At 44.4% G+C, this 25,912-nt stretch carries 26 protein-coding genes; all 26 read left to right on the top strand.

Features of this window, described 5'->3' with window-relative positions:
* Window positions 1-1,688 (top strand): SpoIIE family protein phosphatase (locus tag DOT_RS00130; RefSeq protein WP_009612724.1); only part of this gene is annotated, 1,688 nt, incomplete at its 5' end.
* Window positions 1,685-2,461, top strand: a complete 777-nt coding sequence (locus DOT_RS00125; RefSeq protein ID WP_242833727.1) for a threonine/serine exporter family protein — start codon at window positions 1,685-1,687, stop codon at window positions 2,459-2,461. The genes DOT_RS00130 and DOT_RS00125, both read left to right, overlap by 4 nt.
* A gap of 46 nt (window positions 2,462-2,507) precedes the next feature.
* Window positions 2,508-2,711 carry a hypothetical protein gene (locus DOT_RS00120; protein ID WP_139024083.1) on the top strand — a complete coding sequence of 68 codons (204 nt, stop codon included), beginning with the start codon at window positions 2,508-2,510 and terminating at the stop codon, window positions 2,709-2,711.
* Between the two features lie 13 nt (window positions 2,712-2,724).
* Complete coding sequence (locus DOT_RS00115) at window positions 2,725-4,485, top strand: formate--tetrahydrofolate ligase (RefSeq protein ID WP_009612721.1); 1,761 nt, start codon at window positions 2,725-2,727, stop codon at window positions 4,483-4,485.
* Between the two features lie 603 nt (window positions 4,486-5,088).
* Window positions 5,089-5,559 (top strand): threonine/serine exporter family protein, encoded by a 471-nt coding sequence (locus DOT_RS00110; protein WP_009612720.1) that lies wholly within the window; start codon window positions 5,089-5,091, stop codon window positions 5,557-5,559.
* The gene (gene tilS, locus DOT_RS00105) at window positions 5,504-6,940 is read left to right on the top strand and encodes a tRNA lysidine(34) synthetase TilS (protein WP_040410816.1); all 1,437 of its coding nucleotides are present in this window, start codon (window positions 5,504-5,506) and stop codon (window positions 6,938-6,940) included. The genes DOT_RS00110 and tilS overlap by 56 nt, the downstream gene beginning before the upstream one ends.
* 100 nt (window positions 6,941-7,040) lie before the next feature.
* On the top strand, window positions 7,041-8,990 hold the full coding sequence (ftsH, locus tag DOT_RS00100) for an ATP-dependent zinc metalloprotease FtsH (protein ID WP_009612718.1): 1,950 nt from the start codon (window positions 7,041-7,043) through the stop codon (window positions 8,988-8,990).
* 29 nt (window positions 8,991-9,019) lie between these two features.
* Window positions 9,020-9,469 carry a nucleoside-diphosphate kinase gene (ndk, locus tag DOT_RS00095; protein WP_009612717.1) on the top strand — a complete coding sequence of 150 codons (450 nt, stop codon included), beginning with the start codon at window positions 9,020-9,022 and terminating at the stop codon, window positions 9,467-9,469.
* Window positions 9,470-9,621: 152 nt separating this feature from the next.
* Window positions 9,622-10,332, top strand: coding sequence for a DUF881 domain-containing protein (locus tag DOT_RS00090; protein WP_009612716.1), 711 nt, complete (start codon window positions 9,622-9,624; stop codon window positions 10,330-10,332).
* Complete coding sequence (locus tag DOT_RS00085; RefSeq protein ID WP_050809791.1) at window positions 10,332-11,033, top strand: DUF881 domain-containing protein; 702 nt, start codon at window positions 10,332-10,334, stop codon at window positions 11,031-11,033. The genes DOT_RS00090 and DOT_RS00085 overlap by 1 nt, the downstream gene beginning before the upstream one ends.
* Before the next feature lie 291 nt (window positions 11,034-11,324).
* Window positions 11,325-11,759: an HD domain-containing protein gene (locus tag DOT_RS00080; RefSeq protein WP_009612714.1), complete on the top strand. Its 435-nt coding sequence runs from the start codon at window positions 11,325-11,327 to the stop codon at window positions 11,757-11,759.
* Between the two features lie 15 nt (window positions 11,760-11,774).
* On the top strand, window positions 11,775-12,989 hold the full coding sequence (folP, locus tag DOT_RS00075; RefSeq protein ID WP_009612713.1) for a dihydropteroate synthase: 1,215 nt from the start codon (window positions 11,775-11,777) through the stop codon (window positions 12,987-12,989).
* A complete protein-coding gene (gene folB, locus DOT_RS00070; protein ID WP_009612712.1) occupies window positions 12,976-13,353 on the top strand; it encodes a dihydroneopterin aldolase in 378 nt (125 codons plus the stop codon). The genes folP and folB overlap by 14 nt, the downstream gene beginning before the upstream one ends.
* Complete coding sequence (gene folK, locus DOT_RS00065) at window positions 13,350-13,814, top strand: 2-amino-4-hydroxy-6-hydroxymethyldihydropteridine diphosphokinase (RefSeq protein WP_009612711.1); 465 nt, start codon at window positions 13,350-13,352, stop codon at window positions 13,812-13,814. Before folB ends, folK begins: the two co-directional genes overlap by 4 nt.
* A gap of 239 nt (window positions 13,815-14,053) precedes the next feature.
* Window positions 14,054-14,920, top strand: coding sequence for a DUF2520 domain-containing protein (locus tag DOT_RS00060; protein ID WP_009612710.1), 867 nt, complete (start codon window positions 14,054-14,056; stop codon window positions 14,918-14,920).
* A 41-nt stretch (window positions 14,921-14,961) separates the two neighbouring features.
* Window positions 14,962-15,819 carry a pantoate--beta-alanine ligase gene (gene panC, locus DOT_RS00055; RefSeq protein WP_040410812.1) on the top strand — a complete coding sequence of 286 codons (858 nt, stop codon included), beginning with the start codon at window positions 14,962-14,964 and terminating at the stop codon, window positions 15,817-15,819.
* Window positions 15,812-16,195 carry an aspartate 1-decarboxylase gene (panD, locus tag DOT_RS00050; RefSeq protein WP_040410811.1) on the top strand — a complete coding sequence of 128 codons (384 nt, stop codon included), beginning with the start codon at window positions 15,812-15,814 and terminating at the stop codon, window positions 16,193-16,195. Before panC ends, panD begins: the two co-directional genes overlap by 8 nt.
* A gap of 66 nt (window positions 16,196-16,261) precedes the next feature.
* Complete coding sequence (gene nadA, locus DOT_RS00045; RefSeq protein ID WP_009612707.1) at window positions 16,262-17,188, top strand: quinolinate synthase NadA; 927 nt, start codon at window positions 16,262-16,264, stop codon at window positions 17,186-17,188.
* Window positions 17,189-17,212: 24 nt separating this feature from the next.
* Window positions 17,213-18,856: an L-aspartate oxidase gene (gene nadB / locus DOT_RS00040; RefSeq protein WP_009612706.1), complete on the top strand. Its 1,644-nt coding sequence runs from the start codon at window positions 17,213-17,215 to the stop codon at window positions 18,854-18,856.
* On the top strand, window positions 18,822-19,694 hold the full coding sequence (gene nadC, locus DOT_RS00035; protein ID WP_009612705.1) for a carboxylating nicotinate-nucleotide diphosphorylase: 873 nt from the start codon (window positions 18,822-18,824) through the stop codon (window positions 19,692-19,694). Before nadB ends, nadC begins: the two co-directional genes overlap by 35 nt.
* The gene (locus DOT_RS00030; RefSeq protein WP_009612704.1) at window positions 19,695-20,675 is read left to right on the top strand and encodes a biotin--[acetyl-CoA-carboxylase] ligase; all 981 of its coding nucleotides are present in this window, start codon (window positions 19,695-19,697) and stop codon (window positions 20,673-20,675) included.
* Between the two features lie 99 nt (window positions 20,676-20,774).
* Window positions 20,775-21,314, top strand: coding sequence for a biotin transporter BioY (locus DOT_RS00025; protein ID WP_009612703.1), 540 nt, complete (start codon window positions 20,775-20,777; stop codon window positions 21,312-21,314).
* 33 nt (window positions 21,315-21,347) lie between these two features.
* Window positions 21,348-22,115: a type III pantothenate kinase gene (locus DOT_RS00020; protein ID WP_009612702.1), complete on the top strand. Its 768-nt coding sequence runs from the start codon at window positions 21,348-21,350 to the stop codon at window positions 22,113-22,115.
* A gap of 18 nt (window positions 22,116-22,133) precedes the next feature.
* The gene (gene dusB / locus DOT_RS00015; RefSeq protein WP_009612701.1) at window positions 22,134-23,099 is read left to right on the top strand and encodes a tRNA dihydrouridine synthase DusB; all 966 of its coding nucleotides are present in this window, start codon (window positions 22,134-22,136) and stop codon (window positions 23,097-23,099) included.
* Between the two features lie 221 nt (window positions 23,100-23,320).
* A complete protein-coding gene (gene greA / locus DOT_RS00010) occupies window positions 23,321-23,791 on the top strand; it encodes a transcription elongation factor GreA (RefSeq protein WP_009612699.1) in 471 nt (156 codons plus the stop codon).
* Window positions 23,792-24,058: 267 nt separating this feature from the next.
* Window positions 24,059-25,549 carry a lysine--tRNA ligase gene (gene lysS, locus DOT_RS00005; protein ID WP_009612698.1) on the top strand — a complete coding sequence of 497 codons (1,491 nt, stop codon included), beginning with the start codon at window positions 24,059-24,061 and terminating at the stop codon, window positions 25,547-25,549.
* The last annotated feature ends 363 nt before the right edge of the window (window positions 25,550-25,912 follow it).

Genomic DNA, 25,912 nt, shown 5'->3' with positions numbered 1-25,912 from the left:
TAACAGTCGGTCTTCATAGTGTCCTGGCAGGAGGGTTTGCAATTATTTTCTGGTTTGCGATGGGCCATCAGGAGGCCATTTGGAGGGGCGAATTCCAGCGTGAACAAGGAATTGCCTGGCTTTTTATCCTCATTGGGGTAATCAGTGGCCTACAAGGCGTTCAAGTTATAGGCGTTAATTTCTCCGTGGTTCTGTTAAGTTTCTTTACTCTATTTATATCGGAGCGGTATGGAGCGGGGACTTCAGCGGGTGTCGGGGGAATTCTTGGTTTTATGCCTCAATTAACCTTAAATACCCAAAACCTCATGGATGCTGGAATTTATGGTTTGGCTGGATTTTGCACAGGTGCATTTCGCCGATTTGGCAAGATCGGAATTGGAACAGCTTTTATTGCAGTTATGTTAATGTTAACAGTCTTTTTGCGGCAAGAGGCAATATATACACAACTAATTTCATCAACAGTCGGTCTTTTACTTTTTTTTCTATGGCCGGGAGCAACTCCCCAAAAGGATTTTTTAAAACCAAAGGTGATTCCAGAGGTTGAAACAACCGTCTCGAAAGTAAAGGCTTTGGCAGAGATCTTTGATCAGATTGCTCTAAGCTATCAGGCTGCTGAAGCAGATTCATTTGAGATGCGCCCGGAAATTCCGGAACTCATGAACGTGTTGGTAGAACGTGTCTGTCATTCTTGCCCAACTATGGATGCTTGCTGGAACCGAGAATTTTATAAAACATACCATATTTTCTTCGAACTTTTTGGAATGATCGAGAGCCAAGCTGATGTTAAATTGAAGAATCTACCAGTCGAATGGAAACGTCATTGCGGACGACTAAAGGAAATGTTGTTAGGTGTGCAATTCATAATTGAACAAGAAAAGAGTCAGGAGACGTGGCGTCGACGTCTAGTCTTGAATCAGGAAGCATTGTCTCGTCAGTTCCTCAACGTCTCGCAAGTTATAGGAAATCTTGCTAAAGAGCTGCACACCCAGCATAACTGGGAAGTAGTAAAGCCATCAAATTTAGCTCGCCGTCGTCGCCATTTTCTTGACGTAGGTGTAACCACATTTACGAAAACTGGAAATGCTATGAGTGGGGACAATTATGCCTCTATAGCTTTCGCTACAACACAGCATGCTTTTATTCTAAGTGACGGGATGGGTGTGGGAGAAAGCGCGGCTAAGATGAGTGCAACGGCGTTGACCCTCCTTGAGCAGCTCCTGACGACAGGGTTTGATCCAGAGGGTGCAATTCAGGCACTTAACTCCATCTTGGTGCTGCGTTCCCCCGAAGAAAGTTTCGTAACGATTGATATGGCAATTCTTGACTTAGAATCAGCCGATCTGAAACTCATTAAAGTGGGAGCTTCTTCCTCCTATTTAATCACACCTGACGGAGTGAAATCTTTCGCCTCATCCAGCCTTCCAGCAGGTATCTTAAACCAAATTGACACGCCGGTTATTGAGACAGAGATGCAGAGTGGAGAAACGTTGATTTTATTAACGGATGGGGTGCAAGATGTTTTAAAAGAAGGTACGGATTGGATTCAAGACTATTTGGAGAAAACAACCTTTAACAAATCTCAGGAAATCGCCGATCTCATTGGACAGGAAGCCAGAGAGCTAAGTGGGGGAGCCTTGGATGATGATGGAATCATTCTTGTTATTCGAAAAAACTATTGGAACGAGTGATAATTCATATGGCGGATGTTGCTGATCTGGTCCTGTTGGCGGGACAATTGATTTTAGAGAATGGTGGAGAGACCTTTCGTGTTGAGGAGACCATGATACGCATGGCCCTGGCAGGTGGAGCGCAAACCGCGGACGTCTTTGCAATTCCTCAAGGGATATTTTGTACAATAAACCAGGGGTTGAAGACACATACTCGCGTTGTCCGAATTCATCACCGTGGATTTAACCTAGCTAAAGTACTAGAGGTAAACCGGATTTCAAGGCAACTCTCAGCAGAAATCTTAACGGTTGAAACTGCGTATGAGGAGCTGTTGAAGGTAGATCGCTTGCCAAGGCGGTATCCCACAGGGATTCGTCTTTTAGCGGGAGCTAGCGGTAGTGCAGCTTTCAGTTATTTATTAGGAGCCCATAAGGGTTCCGTTTTTGTGGCTGGGGTTACCGGGTTATTGGTCATGTTTGTAATGGAATTCCTTCAGAGAAAGGAGATTCTAAACTTCGTTTCGGTAGCGATTGCCGGTGCGGTGACTGCTCTTGCAAATCTGGCGATCAGGCAATTTTGGCCGGAGCTTCAATTCGATTTGGCAGTCATTGGTTCAATTATGGTGCTGGCACCTGGCTTAGCGATCACGACGTCAGTCAGGGATGCCCTATTCGAAGATCTTATTTCTGCATCAATTCGTGGAGTGGAAGCATTTGGGGTTGCGCTGGCAATTGCATCGGGTGTCGGATCAGTTTTGACACTTTATTTGTGGATTGGTGGGAATTTACCTTAATGCTTCCCGCCCAAAAAGACAGAAATGTCTCAAAATGAGCAAGAATGTGTTAGAGAAAAAGTGGTTCCGAGATGCTATGATTAGGATAGGTTTAGCGGAAATAGGTTTCAACTATGATTCCACCGCAGATAAATTATTCCATATTAAAGAAGGAAAACAGAATTTTATGGCGAATCAAACTATTGTGTCTTTTAAAGATCCTGACAAGGTTTCTATTCTTGGGTTTCCAGGAAAGAGTAAACTAATTTGAGGAGAGTGTTAAGATGGCTTGGGATGCGACAAAACTACAGGACTGGCAGATTGCCGAAGAGGCCGAAAAGAACATGCCCACAGTTGACGATTTGGTCAAAAAACTGTCTCTGGAAAAAGATGAGTTAATTCCTCACGGAAGAACGCCGAAAGTGGACTTCCTGAAAATGATGGAGCGCCTCAAAGATAAGCCGGATGGCTTCTATGTTGAAGTGACAGCTATCACACCGACGCCATTAGGCGAAGGAAAAACGACGACTTCTTTAGGTTTGATTGAGGGACTTGCTAAGAGAGGCATGAACGTTGGCGGCGCGTTAAGACAACCATCCGGCGGACCAACAATGAATATTAAGGGAACAGCAGCTGGTGGTGGTAACGCACTATTAATACCGATGACCGAGTTTTCTCTGGGTCTAACCGGGGATATCAATGATATTATGAACGCTCACAACCTCGCTATGGTTGCCCTTAATGCTAGGATGCAGCACGAGGCTAACTATACTGATGAAGAGTTAGCTAAACGGGGTTTGAAGCGCTTAGACATAGACCCTAAGAATGTAGAAATGGGTTGGATCATAGACTTTGCTGCTCAAGGCCTGAGAAATATTATCATCGGAATTGGCGGTAAAAAAGACGGTTTCCAAATGCAATCCAAATTCGGAATTGCCGTTGGTTCAGAGTTGATGGCTATTTTGGCGATTGCTAAAGATCTCCCTGACTTGAGAGATAGGATCGGCAAAATTATTGTTGCTTATAGTAAGACTGGCAAACCGGTTACTACTGAAGACTTAGAAGTTGCTGGTGCAATGACCGCTTGGATGCGTAATACAATTAATCCAACGATCTGTTTCACTGCTGAAGGTCAACCTGTTATGATTCATGCGGGCCCGTTTGCGAATATTGCTATCGGCCAGTCTTCCATCATCGCTGATCGCCTTGGCCTCAAGATGTTTGATTATCATGTTACAGAAAGCGGATTTGCAGCAGATATCGGTTTTGAAAAGTTCTGGAATGTTAAAGCCCGTTTGAGTGGCTTGATTCCGAATGTATCCGTTCTTGTAGCTACAGTCCGGGCATTAAAAATGCATGGCGGCGGCCCAGCTGTGGTACCGGGTCGGCCAATCCCAGAAGAGTACACTCAAGAAAATCTTGAACTCGTGGAAAAAGGGTGCGCTAACTTACTTCATCATCTTGAGACAGTTAAGAAATCTGGAATTATTCCAGTTGTCTGCCTAAATGGCTTCCACACTGACACCCAAGCAGAAATTGACTTGGTTAAGAAAATTGCTAAAGAAGCGGGAGCACGTTGTGCTTACTCCAATCACTGGGGTCAAGGCGGAGACGGTGCTTTGGAATTAGCGGATGCCGTCATCGAAGCTTGTAAAGAAAAAGTTGATTTCAAATGCCTCTATCCGTTGGAAATGCCTCTCCGTCAACGTGTTGAGCTTATCGCTAAAGAGGTTTATGGTGCAGACGGCGTAGATTGGGCTCCTGAAGCGCTAGCTAAGGCTGAGAGATTCGAATCGGATTCACATTATGCAGATTTCTCGACGATGATGGTAAAAACTCATTTGAGCTTATCTCATGATCCCACTTTAAAGGGCGTTCCGAAAGGCTGGAGATTACCGATTCGCGACGTTTTAGTTTATGGTGGAGCTAAGTTCCTTTGCCCAATGGCAGGAACCATCACATTGATGCCTGGTACAAGTTCTGACCCTGGCTTTAGAAGAGTAGATGTTGATACCAAAACCGGGAAAGTCAGCGGCTTGTTCTAGAATTAGACGAAAAATATTTTGAAATTAATAGAGGATTTTAAGGGCCCTGAGCAATCAGGGCCTTTTCTAGTACTTATCAGAACGGTATAACTTCGTTACATACTTTCTGGAAGGTCCCTTCTCGCCATCCTGCAAGAAGGTTAATACGTGCGAAGACCGTGTCTTCGGGCTACAGGGACACTCGGCCATCCTTGGCCAGCGCATCAGTGCAACTAGGCAGTCGCCTTCACCGAGGCTTCAAGAAGGCTAAAACGTGCGAAGGCAGTGTCTGCAGGAAGGGTTAATTCGTGCGAAGACAGTGTCTGCGAGAAGGGTTAATATGTGCGAAGACAGTGTCTTCGTGCGTGTGGGCGCCAGCCAAGTTTTCTTTATACCAATCAAGGAGTATAGATTGCTTTACATACCATAGAGGGCGAGTAACTGCAGAGAAGATCTGCTATTTAAAAATAGATGAAAAAACTCAAAAAGTTTATAATTTTATTGTTTTGTGGGATTTTTAGCCATTCGGCCTAAGTATGCCGTTGTGTTTAAACGGAGAGAATGTTAATGTTGTAAATGTTGAAGTTAAAGTTAAAGTTATTTTGAACAATGGAGGTGGAGTGAATGCTGACAGAACTCACAGTTGCCTTCATCGCTGCGCTCGCTTTTGCAGTGGTTTTTAATGTTCCTGTCCGTTACTTATTGCCAGGCGCTTTGGCTGGAACAATTGGGTGGCTGGTTTTCAGGTCACTTGGAGGTACGAACACAGCTATCTTTTTCTCTTCGCTGGGAATTGGACTTTTGGCAGAAGGGGGAGCTCGTATGTTTCGTGTTCCTGTTTTAATTATTGCAGTGCCTGGGATTATTCCCTTGGTACCGGGAGCAGGTGCATATTCTACGATGTTAGCTTTGGTAAAAGGTAATTTTATCGGGGCTTTGACTAAAGGGACGGAGACGTTGTTTGCTGCAGGCGCAATTGCAGTTGGGATAGCAATTGCAACAGTTCCTTTGCGTTTGGTTCAGAGGGGGGGCGAAAAACATATACGAAAAACTGCGCACACACGTATTGCCTCAATTAATCCCCCCGAACACTAAAATCATGGTTGCGGTATCAGGTGGACCGGACTCAATGGCATTGAGTCATATCCTTTGGCGATATGTACAAGAGGAACGTAGAAGAGGGAATTCCTTAGTTTTAACGCACGTTCATCACGGGGTTCGAAAAGAGTCAGATAATGAGGTGGACCTAGTTCAGACTATGGCAGCAAAGTGGGAGATGCCTTGTATAGTGCATCGTTTCGATTCAAAGAGGTATGCCGAGGCTATGGGGCAATCATTCCAAGAGGCGGCCAGAGAATGGCGTTACGCTCGCTGGAGAGAGGATATGAGCAAGGAAGGATGTGACCTGCTTGCAACAGCCCACCATCTGGGTGACCAAGCAGAGACGATTCTTTATAGGTTACTCAGAGGAAGTGGGACGGCAGGCTTAGCTGGAATATATCCGACCAAAGACTCGATAATTCGCCCCCTGTTGACCTTTAGGAAAGCAGATATTCTAGACTACTGTGCGCGAGAGGATCTGCCTTACGCTCTTGATCATTCAAATGAAGAACCAGTCTATATCCGTAACCGAATTCGGCTTGAACTGTTACCTGAATTGGAGAAAGATTACAATCCTCGACTTCAGGAGGCTTTAGGGCGTATGGGAGAACTTCTCCGCTGGGATGAAGAATATTTAGCTCAACAAGTGGAGGTGGCCTGGAAACAATACCACATTAGAGATTCTGGCGGTACGATTGGCTTAAGTCGTGATGTCTTTACTGAGCCTGCAGCGATTCTTTCTCGACTGTTACGCAGAGCGGCAATGTTAGTTACCCAAGAACCTCGAGGGTTAGGATTTACCTATGTTACAAAAATTATGGGTTCAAAGGGACGGTCTGGTTGGAAGCAGGATCTGCCAGGGATGACTGTTAAAATTACAGACGAAGGTATTTGGTTTAGTTATTCCGCTGTCTCTCTAGGTCAGCCAAGTGACAAGAATATTAATGACCAACAGATCTTAGAGCGGGCCTTTCCAGAAATCAATTTGGACATGGGATGCTGGTTCTCCCTTCCGAGTTCAAAATTACAGATTGGTTTGTTCGAAGAATCGAAACTTGCTTCCGAGGATGAAACTTTCCATAAAAACGAAACTAAGGTGGCGGTTTTTAGCCACGATCGTTTAGGTCAGCTTCCAGAACGGTTAGTGTGTCGTACTCGGAGGCAAGGAGACAAAATGTGGTTTCAAGGTATCGGACATAAACCTTTGAAAAAGATTTTTCAGGAAGAAAATATATCCATTGATGTAAGAAATTCACTGCCATTGATTGCCTTTGGAGCGGAGGTGCTCTGGATTCCCGGTGTTCGCCAAAGTGACTTGTGTCAACCGGATCAGAATACTAAAAGGGTTTATTGCGTACTTAAACGTCTGGTTTAGGGTTCTAATTTGAATTCATTGTAAAACCCAAAACAGCGTGGTATAATATATAGAATTGCTTCTTAATGAGGCATTTGCCCACTAGAGAGGAGGACCATACTTGAAGGTCTTTAAAAATGCAACAATCTATATACTTATAATTCTCATGGCAATTGTGTTAATAAAATGGTCGACCCCTCCCGTTAATAAAGATCTAGCAATGGATTACAACACTTTTAAAAGAGCTGTTGTTGAGGACCAAGTTAAGGATGTCAACGGTGTTATTGACAACAATACCATTAAGTATACGGTAACGATGAAGGATGACACAAAGCATGAGGTAATTGGGTTTGCTAGTGATCCACAACTAACGGCGGATTTATACTCCCATGGACTTCCTTTAACTTTAACACCTCCCGCGGAGTCTCCGTGGTGGTTCGGCCTCCTGTCTACATTGCTCCCGATATTGGTCATAGTGGCTTTGTTTTTCTTTATGATGCAACAGAGCCAGGGCGGCGGAAACCGGGTGATGCAGTTTGGCAAGAGTAAAGCACGTCTGGTCGGAGAGGACAAGAAGAAGGTAACCTTTGCTGATGTTGCTGGTGCAGATGAGGTTAAAGAAGAACTTCAGGAAGTCGTTGAATTCTTGAAATTCCCTAAAAAGTTTAATGAATTAGGAGCTAAGATTCCAACCGGGGTATTGCTTTTCGGTCCTCCCGGAACAGGTAAAACTCTACTTGCCCGAGCTGTTTCTGGGGAGGCAGGAGTGCCATTTTTTAGCATCAGTGGTTCAGACTTTGTGGAAATGTTTGTCGGGGTTGGAGCTTCTCGGGTTCGTGATTTGTTTGAACAGGCTAAGAAGAGTGCCCCGTGTATTGTATTTATTGATGAGATCGATGCTGTTGGGCGTCAAAGAGGTGCTGGCTTAGGTGGCGGGCATGATGAACGTGAACAGACTCTTAACCAGCTTCTTGTGGAGATGGATGGTTTTAACGGTAATGATGGAGTTATTATCATCGCAGCAACAAACAGAGCAGATGTCCTTGATCCGGCCCTCTTGCGCCCGGGTCGTTTTGATAGGCAAGTAGTTGTCGATGTTCCAGATGTAAAAGGGCGAGAAGAGATTCTTAAAGTCCATGCGAAGGGTAAGCCTTTGATGAAGGATGTTGATCTTGAGATTATTGCTCGACGAACCTCCGGTTTTACTGGCGCGGACCTAGCTAACTTGATTAATGAAGCGGCACTTGTTTCAGCTCGGCGGAGTGAAACTCAAATTAGACAGCAGACAATGGAAGATTCAATTGAACGGGTTATTGCGGGACCAGAGAAAAAGAGTCGGGTGATAAGTGCGTTCGAGAGAAAACTTGTCTCTTATCATGAGGCAGGGCATGCTTTACTGGGTGAACTGCTCACTCATACGGACCCCTTGCACAAGGTATCGATTATCCCGCGCGGAAGGGCTGGAGGATATACACTTCTTCTTCCTAAAGAAGATCGTAATTACATGACTAAATCCCAATTGCTTGACCAAGTGACTATGCTACTTGGCGGACGTGTCGCAGAAGCAGTAGTTCTTCATGAAATCAGCACAGGCGCCTCAAATGACCTAGAACGGGCTACAGGGATAGTTCGTAAAATGATAACCGAGTTGGGGATGTCTGAGGAACTTGGTCCGCTAACCTTTGGTCACAAAGAAGAACAGGTTTTTCTCGGACGAGATATTTCCCGTGACCGTAGTTATAGCGATACTGTAGCCTATGCAATTGATAAAGAGGCTCGTCGCATTATTGATGACTGCTATCAGAAGGCTCAAAATCTAATTCGGCAAAATATTGATAAATTACATGCTATTGCCGAAGCATTGATGGAGAAAGAGACACTTGATGTCACGGCTTTTGCCGCCTTGATGGCTAGGTTTGATGTCCCAGCAAAAGCAGAAGATCACACCGAGGTTTCAATAAACCTAGAAAAGACCGTGGAGGATTCGCAAAATACGATTGAACATAAAAGCGAACAAGCTACACAGTTACCTCAGCATACTCTAGAAGATGAATTAAATAAAATCGAATAAAGCCCAATGATGAGAGGAGAATATACTCTATGGAGAGAACATTTATTATGCTGAAACCGGATGCGGTTCAGCGGGGGTTAGTTGGAGCAGTAATTGCACGCTTCGAGGAAAAGGGCTTCAAGCTTGCTGGAATGAAGTTGCTTCAAGTGGATCGAACCTTGGCGGAAGCACATTATGCAGAACACAAAGGCAAAGGGTTCTTCGAACCGACCGTCACATACATTATGTCTTCCCCGGTCGTTGCGATGGTGTGGGAAGGGAAAAACGTAGTGGCTTTAGCCCGCGAGCTCATGGGGGCAACGAATCCAGCGAACGCCAATCCTGGCTCCATCCGAGGAATGTATGCGATGGATATTAGTCGTAATGTGATCCACGGATCGGATTCCGTAACAAGCGCTGAGCGAGAGATTGCACTATATTTTAAGCCGGAAGAACTGATAAACTATCGCAAAGTTGGCGATGAATGGTTGAGTGAATAAAGAAAACTTGGCAGGCACCAAGCCTTGGCGAAGGTAGCTGCTTAGTTGCACTTATGCCACCCGAAATGTATACTTTCTGATTGGTATAAGCAATAAGGACGCCCGCAGGGGTGTCCTTTTTCCGAAGTAGATACTCTATGGAGGTGTTCTAGATGAAGCTGGAAAAAAAAGAACGGTCTTTACTAGGGTTGGCTTCTATCTTAATAGGATTTCTTTTTGTTATTCTGCTCAAAACCCAGGGAGCTGCTGGTAGTCAGGCGACACGACAGGAAACGGCAATACCTAGTCTCATTCAAACGGAACAAGAGAATCAGCAGATCTCCGAAGATAATGAAAGAATCCGGCAGGAATTGGCAAAGTACCTTCAGGGTCAAAGCGCATCAACCTTAGCATATCAACAACTTCAAGAGGCTCAAATGAATGCTGGTGTGCTTACAGTTAGTGGCCCTGCAATACGGATAACACTTGATGATTCAAAACGCGCGGCGACTGGGCAAGAGGATCCCAATAACTTTTTAATTCATGAACAATACATTCGTGAGATCTTCAACGCCCTGTGGAACGGTGGTGCGGAAGCGATTGCTGTAAATGGCCAGCGTGTAACGACATATACTGAGGTATTCTGTGGAGGATCTTATATTCAGATTAATGGGACTCGTCAAATGCCACCTTATGTAATTGAGGCTATTGGCGACACGAATAATTTATCAGCTGCTCTTAAGTTTTATGGTTGGGATAAACTTGGGGATTTTCAACAACAATATGGAATTACGCGTAAACTTGAGGTACTAGATGAGGTTGTGATTCCGGCTGGCAGATTGCGAGATTATCATTATGCTGAACCCGTTAAGGAGGGAACATGATGCACCGTTGGAAAAGAAGTTTAGCCTTGCCCGTCACCTTGGTGGCGATTGCCCTTGGCTTTTTGATATCTCTTCAAGCACAAACCCAAAAAAATGTATCGGCTGCGGAACAAATTAGTACAGAGCGCATGGGCCAAATGAAATCGGTACTCTCCAATTCTCAGGCGCAAAATGTTAAACTTCAGGAAGATCATCGGGTCTTATTAGAACAATTGGATGCGGCTAGGAAAAAGGTAGGAACAGATCCTCAACTACTTGCTCAACTGAAGCAATTGCAGATTCTTGAAGGTATCCAAGCAGTTGAGGGGCCAGGAATTCAGATTAGCATTGACGATCGCAGCCAAAAAGCCCTCTTTCCGCTTAGCCCAGATGACATTGCTAGACTGATTAACACCTTGAAATTCGCTGGTGCTGAGGCAATCAGCATCAACGGTCAGCGGATTGTTGGCTCGACAGCCATTGTTTTGAGTGGTAGTTCGACCATTTTGGTGAACACAATACCCATAAATCATACTGAGGGAATTCCCTACGAATTGGATGCGATCGGGGATCAAGATACCTTGTTGGATTATTTTTCCAAACTAGAAGCCGCAACACTGAAACAAAATGGCCAGACAGTAAGCATAACTAGGAAAACCTTGAGTATCCCATCCTACAAGGGGGCGTATGTATTTAAGAAAGCAAAACCGATTGTCCCCTAATGTTAAAATAGTTAAAATTTTTTATATTTTCATGCAGGTAATTGACTTTGTCCTGGAGAAATCATAATATTATGAATATGGACGTTTCGCGTTGATGATTTTGGACGATCTAGCACTAATCATGCGATTGTTCAAAGAGGGACGTATGGCCTTGGGTGAATCCCAGGGCTTTTACTCTAGCACTAAATCTGATATTTAGCAGACGTGATAAAATGTTGGGAGTGGGACAATATTTTAAATTCGATGGCTCGCGTCAACCAGCTAATAGAACATGAAGATTATATCTGCTACATGGAAAGAATCGTAGGATTGGAAAAGGAACGTCGGTTTTGTAAGCATGGCTTCGACCATGGGTTAAATGTTGCTCGGGTTGCTTACTCATATATACTCGAAAAAGGAGAAGTGATACTACCAAAAGAGATAGTATATGCAGCAGCCTTTCTTCATGATATTGGACGTTGGGTAGAATATCAAACTGGGGAAGATCACGCAGAGGCAGGTGCGCGGTTGGCTCTCCCGTTGCTTGAAGCAAGTGGATTTAGTTCTGAAGATATTCAAGTGATTTTGAGAGGAATTCGAGAACACCGACGGCATCCGGAGGACAATTTGACACTTTTAGGAGAAGCATTAGCCCTTGCGGACGATTGGGCCAGAGATTGTCGGCATTGTTCAGCTCAAACCCTATGTTACAAATTTAACTATGCGATGAAACAGATTATGTATTAAGGGGAGGGGCATACAATGCAAACCTATAGTATGCGGTGGATTACTTTAGATAATTTAGTAGAAGCTAAAATGGCCTTAAAACAAATTGGATCAGACCCCGGAGGAATTGCTCATATGGCGGGGAAGGCATTAGGACGTGGAATTAAATTAGAGCAGGTCCCTTTACGCGTAGCCCATATTCTTAAGCAAGAGATGTTATCGGTTGGCGGAGATGCGGCGGTACACCGGGATGTGATTACCAATAAAGTGGAGACCACAGATGTTATGCTGCTTGGTACGACTCGGCAGCTTGAACATCTCGCAAGTAAAGTGTTGGCCCAGCCTTTTGGGCTAAAGACGATCGGGCATGCTCTTAAGCAGTTAATCTCAGCTTTGGAACCTTCTAAAACACGCATCTTAAATTGTCGTGGCTTGGAGTTGAAGCTAGGAGAACGTACTTTGGTCATGGGAATCTTAAATGTTACTCCGGACTCGTTCTCTGACGGGGGTAGGTACTTCAATATTGAAGATGCAATCTTACAAGCAGAACGAATGGTTAAGGAAGGCGTCGATATTTTAGACATCGGTGCGGAGTCAACGCGACCAACGCATGAGGCGGTGAGTGCTGAGGAAGAATGGTGTCGTTTAGAACCAGTACTTAAAATGCTTCTAGAGCGGGTGACAATTCCAGTCTCGGTAGACACCTATAAGGCTAGCGTCGCTGCCAAAGCACTTGAAGCAGGTGCTCATATGATTAATGATGTTTGGGGATTGCAGAAAGACCCGGACATGGCCAGGGTCGTTGGAGATTATCAGGCCCCTGTAATTGTGATGCATAATCAACAGGGGACCGCTTATCGCCATCTCATGGGAGATATATTGACTTTTCTAAGAAACAGTATTGAACTCGCTGAAGCCCAGGGATTATCTGGAGATCAAATTATTGTGGATCCGGGAATCGGATTCGGGAAAACAACAGAGCAAAACCTGGAAGTTATGGCCCGATTGGCGGAATTCAGAACTCTGGGACATCCAGTATTGCTAGGAACTTCTCGCAAATCTATGATTGGAAAGACATTGAACCAAACGGTGGATGAGCGATTAGAGGGGACACTTGCAACCAGCGTTCTCGGGGTTGTTTCAGGGGTAGATATCATACGTGTCCACGATGTCCAAGCAAATAGTAGGGCAGTGCAAATGGCAGATGCCATTGTTCGAGGACAGAGAGGGGTTCATTATGTCGGGGCATGACGCCATCCACCTTCGCGGCCTAGAATTTTATGCATACCACGGAGTATTGCCAGAGGAACAAGTTTTGGGGCAGCGGTTTTTAATCGATATGGACATTTTTTTGGATCTGCGCCAGGCCGGTTCTTCGGACCAGGTGGGTGATACTGTTCACTATGGAGAGGTCTATCAAGTTATTAAGGCTTGCGTTACTGAAGATCGGCATCAATTGGTAGAACGTTTAGCGGAAGAGATAGCACAACGTGTCTTAGCCCAGTTCTCCTGTGCATCTATACGGGTCGAAGTACATAAACCTCAGGCCCCAATTTCTGGGATTTTCAGAGATGTTTCTGTGGAAATTTGGCGTGAGGCGGGAGAGAGAGTATGAGGGCTTATTTAGGGTTGGGGAGTAATCTTGGGGACCGAGCCTATTATCTAGAAGAGGCAATTTCGGCTTTAATGAGCCCAACGATAAAGATTGTAAACACTTCAAGAATATATGAAACAGAGCCTTGGGGGGTCATGGACCAACCTTTGTACTGGAATCAGGTTATAGAAGTTGAAACAACCCTAGAACCCGTAGACCTGCTTCATGCTTGCCAAGAAATTGAACTCAGGCTTGGACGCGAGCGTAAATTGCATTGGGGTCCTAGGACAATTGACATTGACCTTCTTCTTTATGATAATAGAGTAAGTGAATCTGAAGAGTTAACGCTACCTCATCCTTATCTGGAAGATCGGGCTTTTGTCCTTGCTCCTTTGCGAGAGATTTCACCGAAACTTGTGTTGCCATCGGGAAGATCCATTACAGATGTATCAGGAGAAGGAAAAGTGCATCCTCTCATATAGTAGGGCTCTAGACTTAGCGAACCTACAACGACAGCCTAATTAGCAGACGATATCGAAAGAGTTGTACTGCTTAGGGGGAAAGTTCAACTGCGATAAATGGTACAGGCACGAAACTCATGCCCGTACCGAATATGAAAAACCCGCTTGGATCGAGATGACCGAGACGGAGGGGAAAAGGAAAGTACCTTCACGTTTGTGAGGGTATTTTTTATTTTAATATAGTGAATTGGAGGGTCGAGATGAAATTTGGAATTATTGGAGCTGGAATCGTAGGTACTGCCTTGGCTGTAAGGTTAGAAGAAGCGGGGCACGAATGTATAGGGGTTCATACTCGAAGTAGTCTCTCGTATGAGCGATTTAGTAGTTATTTGAAAATTTATCATCTCCCCTTAGACGAACTTGTTCCTGCGGCAGATGTTTTGTTTCTTACAACTCAGGATGGGATGATTCGAACGGTTGCAGAGAATCTGGTCACAAAAAAACTCATAAGACCTGGACAGGTATGGATTCACTGTTCTGGATCAATCTCTTCGGATGTTTTGCGTGTCGAAGCAGGTTTGCCCATACAATGCTTATCGTTACATCCTCTTCAGGCATTTGCGAGTGTAGAGAAGGCCTTGAACATTCTTTCGGGAACTCATTTTGGGATCGAAGGAGACAACCCTGAACTGGGGGAGAGAATCGTCAAAGATTTAGGTGGAATTCCACATCCTATTTTAGCTGCTCAGAAATCACTTTATCATGCGGGTGCGGTGGTAGCTTCTAATTATTTAGTGGTGCTAGCTTCTTTGGCAGTAGAGCTTTTTGCTGAAGCGGGAATTCAAGCAGAGGAGGCCTTGGCCTCGTTGTTGCCCTTGATGAGAGGAACTCTTTTTAATTTAGAACAGGTAGGATTACCTCAAGCATTGACTGGACCGATTGCCCGCGGGGATGCCCAAGTAGTACAAGGTCATTTAGACCACATGCCCTCAAAACTCGTCGAGATTTATCAGAAATTAGGGTTAAAAGCTTTAGTACTGGGAGAAAACAAGAAAGCCCAGCTGGGATTAAGCTATTCGCCGGAAGAATTAAAGTTGTTGAAGCGTTTACTTAAAAAGCCGAATTAACGACTTTGGGCATTAGGTTATTAAGAAAGGTAGAGATAGATTTGAAGAGAACTTCATATATTTCTGAATTACGTGAAATAGTTGCTATGGAACGAAGGCAGGGAAAGAAAATCGCATTTATACCTACCATGGGTTATCTGCATCAGGGACATTTAGCCTTAGTTGAGCGGGCCAAACAATCCGGATCCTTTGTCGTGCTGAGTATTTTTGTCAACCCATTACAGTTTGGTCCTAATGAAGACTATTCGAGTTACCCAAGAGATCTAGAGCGAGATGCCCATTTAGTAGAAATTGCAGGAGTAGATGCACTCTTTCATCCAACCTCTGCGGAAATGTATCCTCGCCCGATGGTCACCTATGTAGAAGTTGGTCAACTCGATTCAGTACTCTGCGGAGCAAAGCGTCCCGGACATTTTCGTGGCGTAGTGACGGTTGTTAGTAAGTTGTTTCATATTGTCCAACCCGATTTCGCCTTTTTCGGGCAGAAGGATTATCAGCAATATCTGATCATCCAGCGGATGGTAAAAGATCTTAATCTTCCAGTTGAGATTATTCCAGTCCCGATTGTCCGTGAACAAGATGGACTGGCCTTAAGCTCACGCAATGTTTTTCTAACTTCAGAACAACGTCAGGAAGCGTTGATTCTGTCCCAGAGCCTTAATGAGGCGGAAATGTTATGGCGAGCAGGAGAACGATCAGCACGAGTGCTTGAAACTCGTATAAGAGATAGAATCACTCGTGAGAGCCAGGGGATTATTGACTATGTCGAAGTCAGGGACGCGGAAGACTTATCTGAGGTAACGAATATGGAGAACCCAGTGCTTGTAGCCCTAGCGGTTAGATTCGGATCTACCCGGTTGATTGATAATAAAGTTATGGAGGTTGAACCCCTTGTTTAGAATGATGATGAAATCTAAAATTCACAGAGCGACAGTGACAGAAGCAAATCTTCAATATATAGGAAGTGTCACGATTGATACCGCGTTGATGGAAGCTGCAGATATTCTACCGAATGAGAAAGTCCAGATCGTGAATAATAACAATGGGGCAAGGTTTGAAACGTATGTTATTCCTGGAGAAAAAAACTCCGGAACGATTTGTCTGAATGGCTCTGCGGCTCGTCAGGTCCAAGTTGGTGATCAAGTCATTATTATTTCCTATGCCGTGCTAACCGATGAAGCAGCCCATCAGTATAATCCGAAAGTTGTCTTTGTGGATGCGAAAAACCAACAAACAAAGATCTTAGCGGAAGAAGTCCATGGACAAAAATCTTGACAAGGTGAGTCGAAATGACCTAGTATTTAGAAAAGATTCAGTCACTTTAGGGAAGGCGGGGAACCTATGGACCACACAATTAGTGAAGAGTTGTTTCAGACTTTAGCTGGGGAGATTGAAACGCTTAAAAAAGAACGTAAAGCAATTATCTTGGCCCACTATTATCAAAGACCTGAGGTTCAGGATATTGCCGATTTTGTTGGTGATTCCCTGCAACTGAGTCAACAGGCCGCAAAGACGGATGCCGAGGTCATTGTGTTTTGTGGTGTCCATTTCATGGCAGAAAGTGCGGCCATTCTATCACCCGATAAAATGGTACTATTGCCCGAGCTGAACGCGGGTTGCCCTATGGCAGACATGGTGGATGCCGATGGCTTAAGGGCCTATAAAAAAAGGGTTCCCGGAGTTCAAGTGGTCTGTTATGTTAATTCCTCTGCAGAAGTCAAAGCGGAAAGCGACATCTGTTGTACCTCATCTAATGCGGTAAAAGTAGTACAGTCATTAGAAGGAGAAGATATCTTATTTATTCCAGATGAAAATCTAGGTCGTTACGCTGCAAAAATTCTTAATCGTCCTCTCCAGTTCTGGCCGGGATATTGTAAAACTCATGACCGATTGTCGAAAGAAGATATTTCTAGGGCCAGAGAAGCGCATCCCTTAGCAAAGGTCATCGTACACCCGGAATGTCGGGAAGATATTTGTCAGGAAGCCGATTATATAGGGTCCACAGCAGGATTAATTACTTACGCTCAGAACTCAGAGAATAAAGAGTTTATTGTGGGGACTGAGTCGGGGATTTTACACCGGCTCCATCAGGTTTGCCCAGATAAAAAATTCTATCTTGCGTCAGAACGTTTAGTTTGTCCGAATATGAAATCGACAACCTTAGTTAAAGTAAGAGATGCACTTACAACCCTCTCTCCTCGTGTTACGGTGAAAGAGGATATACGAGTCAGAGCCAAAGAGGCACTAGACCGAATGCTGGCTTTGTAAGCAGCAGAAGAGCAGGGGATGGGCATGTTGAGACGTTATCTATACTCTTGGTCCAAAGCAGAGGTAAAAGTTTTTGATACGGACGTACTTGTTCTCGGAAGCGGCATTGCCGGATTGTATACAGCGATCAAAGCAAATGAACACTTCCAGGTTACGGTTCTTACGAAGAAAACGATTGAAAAAAGCAATACCGAACATGCACAGGGTGGGATTGCAGTAGCTATCGATGAATCAGACTCTCCGACATTGCATTTTGAGGACACATTACGGGCAGGTGCTGGACTCTGTGACCCTTTATCGGTAAGAATATTGGTTGAGGAGGGGCCTGGTTGTGTTGAAGAATTGATGGATATGGGCGCTCAGTTTGACCGGCATGATGGTGAGCTTGCGCTCACGCGTGAAGCTGCACACAGCCAGCGGAGAATACTGCATGCGTTAGGGGATGCCACGGGCTGGGAAATCGAACGAGCTTTAGTTGCTAAAGCAAAAGAAAGCCCTAATATTACTGTCGGTGAAGGACGTTTTGTAGTTGATCTACTAGAAAATTACAAAGGAGATATTGTAGGTGCCCTAGTTCTTAACGAGGAAACAGGAGAGCTCGAAGGACATTTAGCGAATGCGGTGGTTCTAGCGACCGGGGGGTTAGGGCAGGTATATCGTTATACGACGAACCCTAGTGTTGCAACAGGTGATGGAATGGCAGTCGCTCACCGTGCTGGGGCTGAATTGATGGATATGGAATTTGTGCAATTTCACCCCACAGCGTTATTAATTCCCAATGCACCTCGTTTTCTTATATCCGAAGCGGTGCGCGGAGAAGGGGCACATTTAATTAATTCCACAGGGATACGCTTTATGGAGAGTGTGCCGGGTAAGGAACTCGCTCCGCGTGATATTGTCGCTCGGGCCATTTGGAAGGAAATGAATCAGAGTGCAGTTTATTTGGATTTTAGGCCTATTGGGGAAAAACGAATCCTAGAACGCTTCCCCACCATTTACCAGACTTGCTTAAACTATGGAATAAATGTTTTAACAACGCCGTTACCGGTGGCACCAGCTGCTCATTACATGATGGGTGGGATTGCCACAAACTCATACGGAGAGACTAGTCTACCTAATCTTTATGCAGCGGGGGAATGTGCCTGTAACGGAGTCCATGGTGCAAATCGTTTAGCAAGTAACTCCTTGTTGGATGGACTGGTTTTCGGAGCACGCATTGTCGAGAAGATGGGGAATAAGGTCGAAGCAAAACGCCCTTCATGGGATGGGGTTCTTAGCCCTGAGGGAAATCTAAATGACAGACAACCTGCACTGAAAAGTCCTCTAAAAAAATTAGACGGACAACGTTTGCGGAATTGGATTCAAGAGTTAATGTGGGACAACGTTGGTATTTTACGAAATGAAACAGGCCTTAAGAAGGCCACAGAGTTATTGACGGCTTTAGAGGGAGAGGACTTCTTAACCTACTGTGTGGATGACCTGGAAACAGCTAACATGTTGACGGTGGGGACAGTTATCGCCAAAGCTGCTTTTGACCGTAAGGAAAGCCGAGGTGGGCATTTCCGGTCGGACTACCCGTTGCGTCTTGACGGAGCCTGGCAAAAGCACTCTCTGCAACGTAAGGAGGGATATCATGTATACTACGTTCCAGTATCAGGAGCTGATTGATCAGGCGTTGAAGGAAGACATTGGGACGGGGGACCTCAGTACAAGGATTTTACCAGAAGACTTGACAGGGGTGGCCAAACTTTACGCCAAACAAGAAGGTGTGGTTGCCGGCCTGTGGCTTGTAGAACAGGTCTTTCAACGTGTAGATCCGCGGATTCAGGTCCATAGGTTGGTCAAAGATGGAGATATAGTGCAGGTCGGAGGGGTTGTGCTAGAGTTAGTCGGCCCTTTTAGTAGTATTTTGCAGGGAGAACGGACGGCGTTGAATTTTTTACAACATCTCTCTGGGATTGCTACGGCAACAAGACAAGCAGTTGATAGGGTCGCTGGACTTTCGGTTAACATCGTGGATACACGAAAAACCCTTCCAGGTTGGCGTGCTTTACAGAAATATGCGGTCAGAGTCGGCGGTGGACAAAACCATCGTTTTGGGCTTTATGATGCTGTTATGTTAAAGGATAATCATCTTACTGCAGTGGGTGGATTAACCGAGGCCGTTGAACGGATCCGGAATCAAGTTGGGCATATGGTTAAGATTGAGGTCGAATGTGAAAGTCTCGATCAAGTGAAAGAAGCAGTAGTCTGTGGTGTCGATGTAATTATGCTTGACAACATGGGAATCGAAGAGATGCGAGAAGCGGTTCAATATATTGATCGGCGGGCGATCGTTGAAGCATCGGGGGGGATGAAGGAAGAACGCCTTCGCGAAGTAGCTGAAACGGGGGTCGACCTGATTTCAATCGGTGCTTTGACCAATTCGGTTAAGGCTTTGGACTTTAGCTTGGATCTCGGTGACATTAAGGCTTCGACGAGGGCAAGTTGGGAAAGAGGAATCTAAATGGTACGTCACGACATCCTCCATCTCCTCGCTACTCATCCTGACGAATATGTGTCTGGCGAAAGACTTAGTCAACTGTTGAATGTCACGCGGGCAGCCATTTGGAAGCATATTAAGGTTCTAAAAGATGAAGGTTTTGAAATTGAGGGCCAGACAAAAAATGGTTACCGCTTATTGAAAAGGCCTCTTTTCTTAAATGAGTGGGCTATACAGCAAGCGCTGACAACAACGTCATTGGGACGCGCGATTTATCTTGAAGATGAGTTGGCTTCCACAAACGTACGGGCCAAGGAGCTCGCTCAGCAAGGTGGGGTCCATGGGCTTACGGTTCTGGCAAAGTATCAGAGCGTAGGACAAGGGCGTCTACAGCGACAGTGGGAATCTCCAAAGGGGGGACTATGGATGTCTGTGGTACTCCGGCCTGATTTGTCGCTAGCAGATGCTTCAAAGTTAACCCTTGCTGCGAGTGTTGCCATTGTCGATGCTTTGGAGGAACTTTTCCAGCTTCGTATTGGGATCAAGTGGCCAAATGATCTTGTTTTTAACGGTCAGAAACTGGCAGGAATTCTTGGAGAAGTTGTGGGAGAGTGGAATGCCGTCCAGACCTTAATTCTGGGCATGGGAATAAATGCAAATTTTCCGCGCCAACGATTAAGTGCGTCGTTGAGCGCAACGACTCTCTATGAAATTCTAGGATATGAAGTGGATCTGAACATTTTGGCAGCTTCAATTTTAAAGCGTTTAGAAAACGAAGTATCCTCTCTCGAAAAAGGAGCGTTTCAGGAGCTAAGGTCAAGTTGGTCAGAAAGAGCGGTTGGTTTAGGCGAAGAAGTTCGAATTCTGCAGAGAGAGCAAGTGTTTCAAGGTATCTTCAAAGGGATCTCCATCGACGGCGCTCTGCTCCTTGAAACTGTGGAGGGAGAAAAAATTTTTTCGGCAGGAGAAGTTCAACTTCGTTCTAAAACGAGCACGTATTTATAGATTCTTCCTCATATTCTGAAGAGGATTCCATTGCAAGTGATCTAGTTCTATTGTAAACTATAGCTTGAAAATAGGTTTACAATAAGAGGAGGGCTTGTGATGAAAACAAGGAAATTAGCAATGACATCTGTTATGGCAGCACTTATGTGTCTGGCAGGAATGTTACTCCACTGGGCACCGGGGTTGGTTCCCTTTAGTATTCTACCAATTTTTGTTTATATCTCCGGACTTATTCTTGGGGCAGAGTATGCGGCATTGGCCATGTTGGTTTACCTTGTATTAGGGCTATTTGGTTTCCCCGTATTTGCTACAGCCCCATTTGGAGGGTTAGGCTACATTCTAAAGCCGACTTTTGGATTTCTACTGGGGTATGTTGCTGCTGCTTATGTTGTCGGGTATGTATACCGTGAAGGGAGCTTGTGGCGAGCAATTATTGGCGTGTTGGCAGGGCTTATTACCTTCTATCTCTTTGGGTTGAGCTATCTCTATATAATTTTACAGTGGGTGTTACACCAACAGACAAGTGTGGCAGGTGTTCTAATGATCGGTTTTGTTCCCTTTATTTTGGGGGATCTAATTAAAGCAGGAATTGCTGTCTGGATCGGACAAGAAGTGGTTCGTCGGCGTCAAGGCGCCTAAAGGGTAGCTCACTTAGCCAAAAGGAGCGTTATTATGATTCTTTTATTTGATGTGGGTAATACGAATATAGTGTTGGGTGTTTATGATGAGAGGGTGCTGACCCATCATTGGAGGGTGTCTACTGATAAATCGCGAACGATGGATGAGTATGCAGTTGTTATAAAAAATTTATTTGATTTTAGCGGCTTAACCTTTCAAGAAATCAGTGCAATTGTTATTTCTTCAGTGGTTCCACCGGTGATGCCTACGTTGGAAGCCCTTGTTCGAAAGTATTTTGGGGTAGAACCTCTTGTTGTAGGACCTGGCGTTAAAACAGGGATGCCTATTGTATATGACAACCCTAGAGAGGTGGGAGCTGACCGCATTGTTAATGCTGTGGCTGCATATGCTAAATATGGAGGTCCGCTTGTCATTGTAGATTTTGGAACAGCTACGACGTTTTGCGTGATATCGAAACGTGGGGAATACTTAGGCGGTGCTATTGCTCCTGGAATTGGGATCTCGACAGAAGCGCTGTTTTTGAGGGCGTCAAAATTGCCCCGTATCGAAGTGGTTAAGCCTACATCAGTTATCGCCAAAAATACGGTAGCGGGTATGCAATCCGGAATTTACTATGGTTTTACCGGGCAAGTAGACGGGATTGTTAAACGCATGAAGGATGAATTGGGACCGGAAACCAAAGTGATTGCGACAGGGGGATTAGCAAAATTGATTTCTCAAGAATCGGAAACAATTGAAATTGTAGATCCCTATTTAACGCTGGAGGGACTTTTGTTAATCTATGAACGTAACCGGAAATAGTTAAATGAGGAATTAGACATGAAGTTAGGAAATTATGAACTTGAGGTTCCAGTATTTTTAGCGCCTTTGGCTGGAGTGACGGATAAAGCCTTTCGTGAAACGGTTTGTGCTGTGGGTGGAAAGTATGTTTGGACTGAAATGATCAGTGATAAAGCGTTAACTTATCAAAACTCAAAGACATTGAGTATGCTGGATTTAAGTGGAGAACCTGAACCGAGGATTGTTCAGCTTTTTGGTTCTGATCCGGAGACAATGGCTCGTGCAGCTTTATTAGCCATAGAATGTGGTGCTAACGTTATCGATATAAATATGGGATGTCCTACGCAAAAGATTGTCAAGAATGGTGAAGGATCAGCGCTTCTAAGAGATCTTCCGCGTGCTCAAACGATTGCTTCGGCGGTTGTGCAGGCTGTAAAAGTGCCAGTGACGGTGAAAATACGTCTCGGATGGAATGACGATGAAATTGTAGCTGTTGAATTGGCTAAAAGGCTTGAGTCGGTTGGAGTCCAAATGCTAACACTTCATGCGCGAACTCGTGAACAGTTCTATGCAGGCTGTGCTGATTGGGAATGGATTCGTCGAGTAAAGAAAGAAGTAAGAGTTCCAGTGATCGGGAACGGAGATGTATTTAAACCCGAAGATGCCAGTCGATTGATTGCGCAAACTGAATGTGACGGTGTTATGATTGGCCGCGGCGCGCTTGGAAATCCATGGCTGATTCCTCGCACCCAGCATTTCTTAAAGTATTGTAAGGTATTGCCCGAACCACCTATTGAGGAGCGCATTCAGGTTGCGTTGCAGCATTTCGACCGTGTGTTGCGTTACAAAGGAGAACGAAATGGGCTCAATGAAATGCGAAAACACGCAGTGTGGTACATCAAAGGGATTAAGAAGGCAGCTCAACTTCGAGATGAGATTATGCAAACAAGATCGCCAGAGGAAATGCGAACGATCCTCAGTCGAATCTTGGAAGAAAGTGCATAGTTTCTGTTGAAAAAAGAAAAAATATGAGAGCATTACTCGTTAAGAAGAAGAGTTGCATCCTTGACATTATTTTGCAAGGTCCTTATAATACGAGTAATGTAATTGAGGAATTTTTCAAGAAGTTCCTAGATTTAAAGGAAGTACGCATATAAGGCTTTTAGAAAAGGCGCGGCACGATAAGACGCGCAATGCGTAGGACGAGAAAAGGGAGCGAGAAAAATATGCCTGAAAAAGAAGTCATTCTAACCTTAGAAGGTCTCAAAAAACTTGAGGAAGAGTTGGAACTATCTAAAACTGTGAAGCGGCGTGAAGTTGCCGGACGGATTAAGCAGGCCATTGACTTTGGGGATATTAGTGAAAACTCAGAGTATGATGATGCCAAGAATGATCAAGCCTTTATTGAAGGAAGGATTATAACTCTTGAGAAAATGCTCAGGAATGCCCGAGTTATTGACGAAGTTGAAGGAACAGATATCGTAACATTGGGCGCAAAAGTTCGTCTGAAAGACGTTGACTTTGGTGATGAAGAAGAGTACTTTATTGTTGGTTCGGCTGAGGCGGATCCAGGGACCAATAAAATTTCCAATGAATCGCCAGTCGGAAAGGCGGTCTTAGGGCAACCTAAGGGAGCAGTGGTAGAAGTCAATGTACCCGCAGGTATTTTACACTACCAAATTGTAGATATTAAATAAAAACCTTAAGGTTTATAGATAACACTTATGGCTATAAAGAAGAAATACGTAGTGAAAATAAGTTTATTTGAAAGTGCAGTGTTTCTGTTATGTACAGATGCTGCACTTTGTTTATTAACCTAAAGTTCACCAAAAAATGGAAAACAAATAAAGTCTAAGGTTTATTATCTATAGGAATACGCTTTTTGAGTTTGGATTTCCTTGTTTAGTGACATCTGAATTTGGTAAGATTGATAATATGAGAACACATGATGGAGGAATTAAGGAATGGATACTACCAATGACCTCTGGCGAATTCGGTTAGAAAAGCTTGAGCTACTTCGCCAGGCTGATGTTGAACCTTACGCTGATCGCTATGTACGGACGCATAAAGCGCTTGATATTTTAGAGCATTTTGAAGAGTTAGAAGATCAGGAAGTTAGCGTTGCAGGCCGAATTATGAGCAAGCGTGACCAAGGAAAAGTTATCTTTGTGCACGTTCAGGATTTAAGTGGGCGTATCCAGATTTACATTCGCAAGGATGAATTAGGTGAGACCCTGTTTGACTTAATCACAAAATTTGACGTAGGAGATATTGTCGGAGCTGAAGGGAAAGTCTTCCGTACAAAACGAGGAGAAATCTCTATTCATGCTCACAATGTAAAATTGCTTTCTAAGGCAATGCGCCCTCTTCCAGAAAAGTTCCATGGGCTAACGAATGTAGAAACACGTTATCGTAGACGGTACTTGGATTTGATTATGAATCCAGATGTTCGTCAAGTGTTTGTAACACGGAGCAAAATAATACGGTTCATGAGGGAGTTCTTGGAGGAGCGGGACTTTCTCGAAGTGGAGACACCGACACTCCATACAATTCCCGGTGGAGCGGCAGCACGACCGTTTAGTACGCATCACAATGCCCTTGATATCGATCTTTATTTGCGAATTGCGCTTGAACTGCCATTAAAGCGTCTTATTGTCGGTGGATTCGAGAAAGTATTTGAAATTGGTCGAACTTTTCGAAACGAAGGAATTTCTATCAAGCATAATCCGGAGTTTACTATGATGGAGCTCTATCAAGCGTACGCCAATTTTGAAGACATCATGGAATTGACGGAAGAAATGATTGCGCATATTGTAAAAAAAGTACATGGTACACTGGAAATTACATATCAAGGGCAATCACTTTATTTCAAAACTCCTTGGCGCCGTCTCCCAATGTTGGATGGTATCTTAGAGTATTCAGGAGTAGACTTCCGAAGTATCAAAACCGACGAACAGGCGCGTGAGGCTGCCCAAAATAAAGGCCTTCATGTCGAAGCGGATGCGTCTCGTGGTAAAATTATTAATGAGTTTTTTGAAGAGTTTGTTGAACCAAATTTGACACAACCTACCTTTATTACTGGACATCCCGTAGAGATCTCTCCGTTAGCTAAGCGTAATAGTGATCAGCCAGAATATACGGATCGGTTTGAAGCTTTTATATTTGGGCGTGAACTTGCAAATGCGTTCTCTGAGTTAAACGACCCCATTGATCAGCGGCAACGTTTTGAAGCCCAGGCTGCTGAAAGGATTAAAGGGGACGATGAAGCCCATATTTTAGATGAAGACTTCGTTCAAGCTCTTGAGTACGGGCTCCCGCCTACAGGTGGACTAGGAATTGGTATTGACCGTTTGGTCATGTTCTTAACAGATTCTGCGTCGATTAGGGATGTCATCCTTTTCCCAACAATGAGACCAAGAGACGAAAGCACTCAATCCGAAGATATCGAAGAGTAAGGAAAGTCGATCTTAAATGCTGGCTCGATCGATTGAGATTTGGGCCAGCTTCGTGGTGAGGTTTATGCCTAGAAATTTATTATGTAAAACCATTCTACGCGATAAATGAACTATAGGTGAGAGTGAACGATTTATTAGGGAATAATAGCGGTGTAACGGAATACAGAGGGGGTTGAATAAGATGATGTAGTCGTGGTATAATATTATTTGTTCGCTTAATGTAATATTTAAGCAAGAAAAAATAAGTGAACGCGAAAAATTAAATCGTGCACCAATGAGAGAATAACGGAATAATATTTATTGACAATGCAAGTTGGAAGTGTTAGAATGTAATTCCGGCCCAACGGGTCAAAAAATGAAAGT

Origin of the sequence: Desulfosporosinus sp. OT, from assembly GCF_000224515.1 — a bacterium.
Taxonomy (GTDB): domain Bacteria; phylum Bacillota; class Desulfitobacteriia; order Desulfitobacteriales; family Desulfitobacteriaceae; genus Desulfosporosinus.
This window is presented reverse-complemented; position numbering and strand designations above follow the sequence as displayed.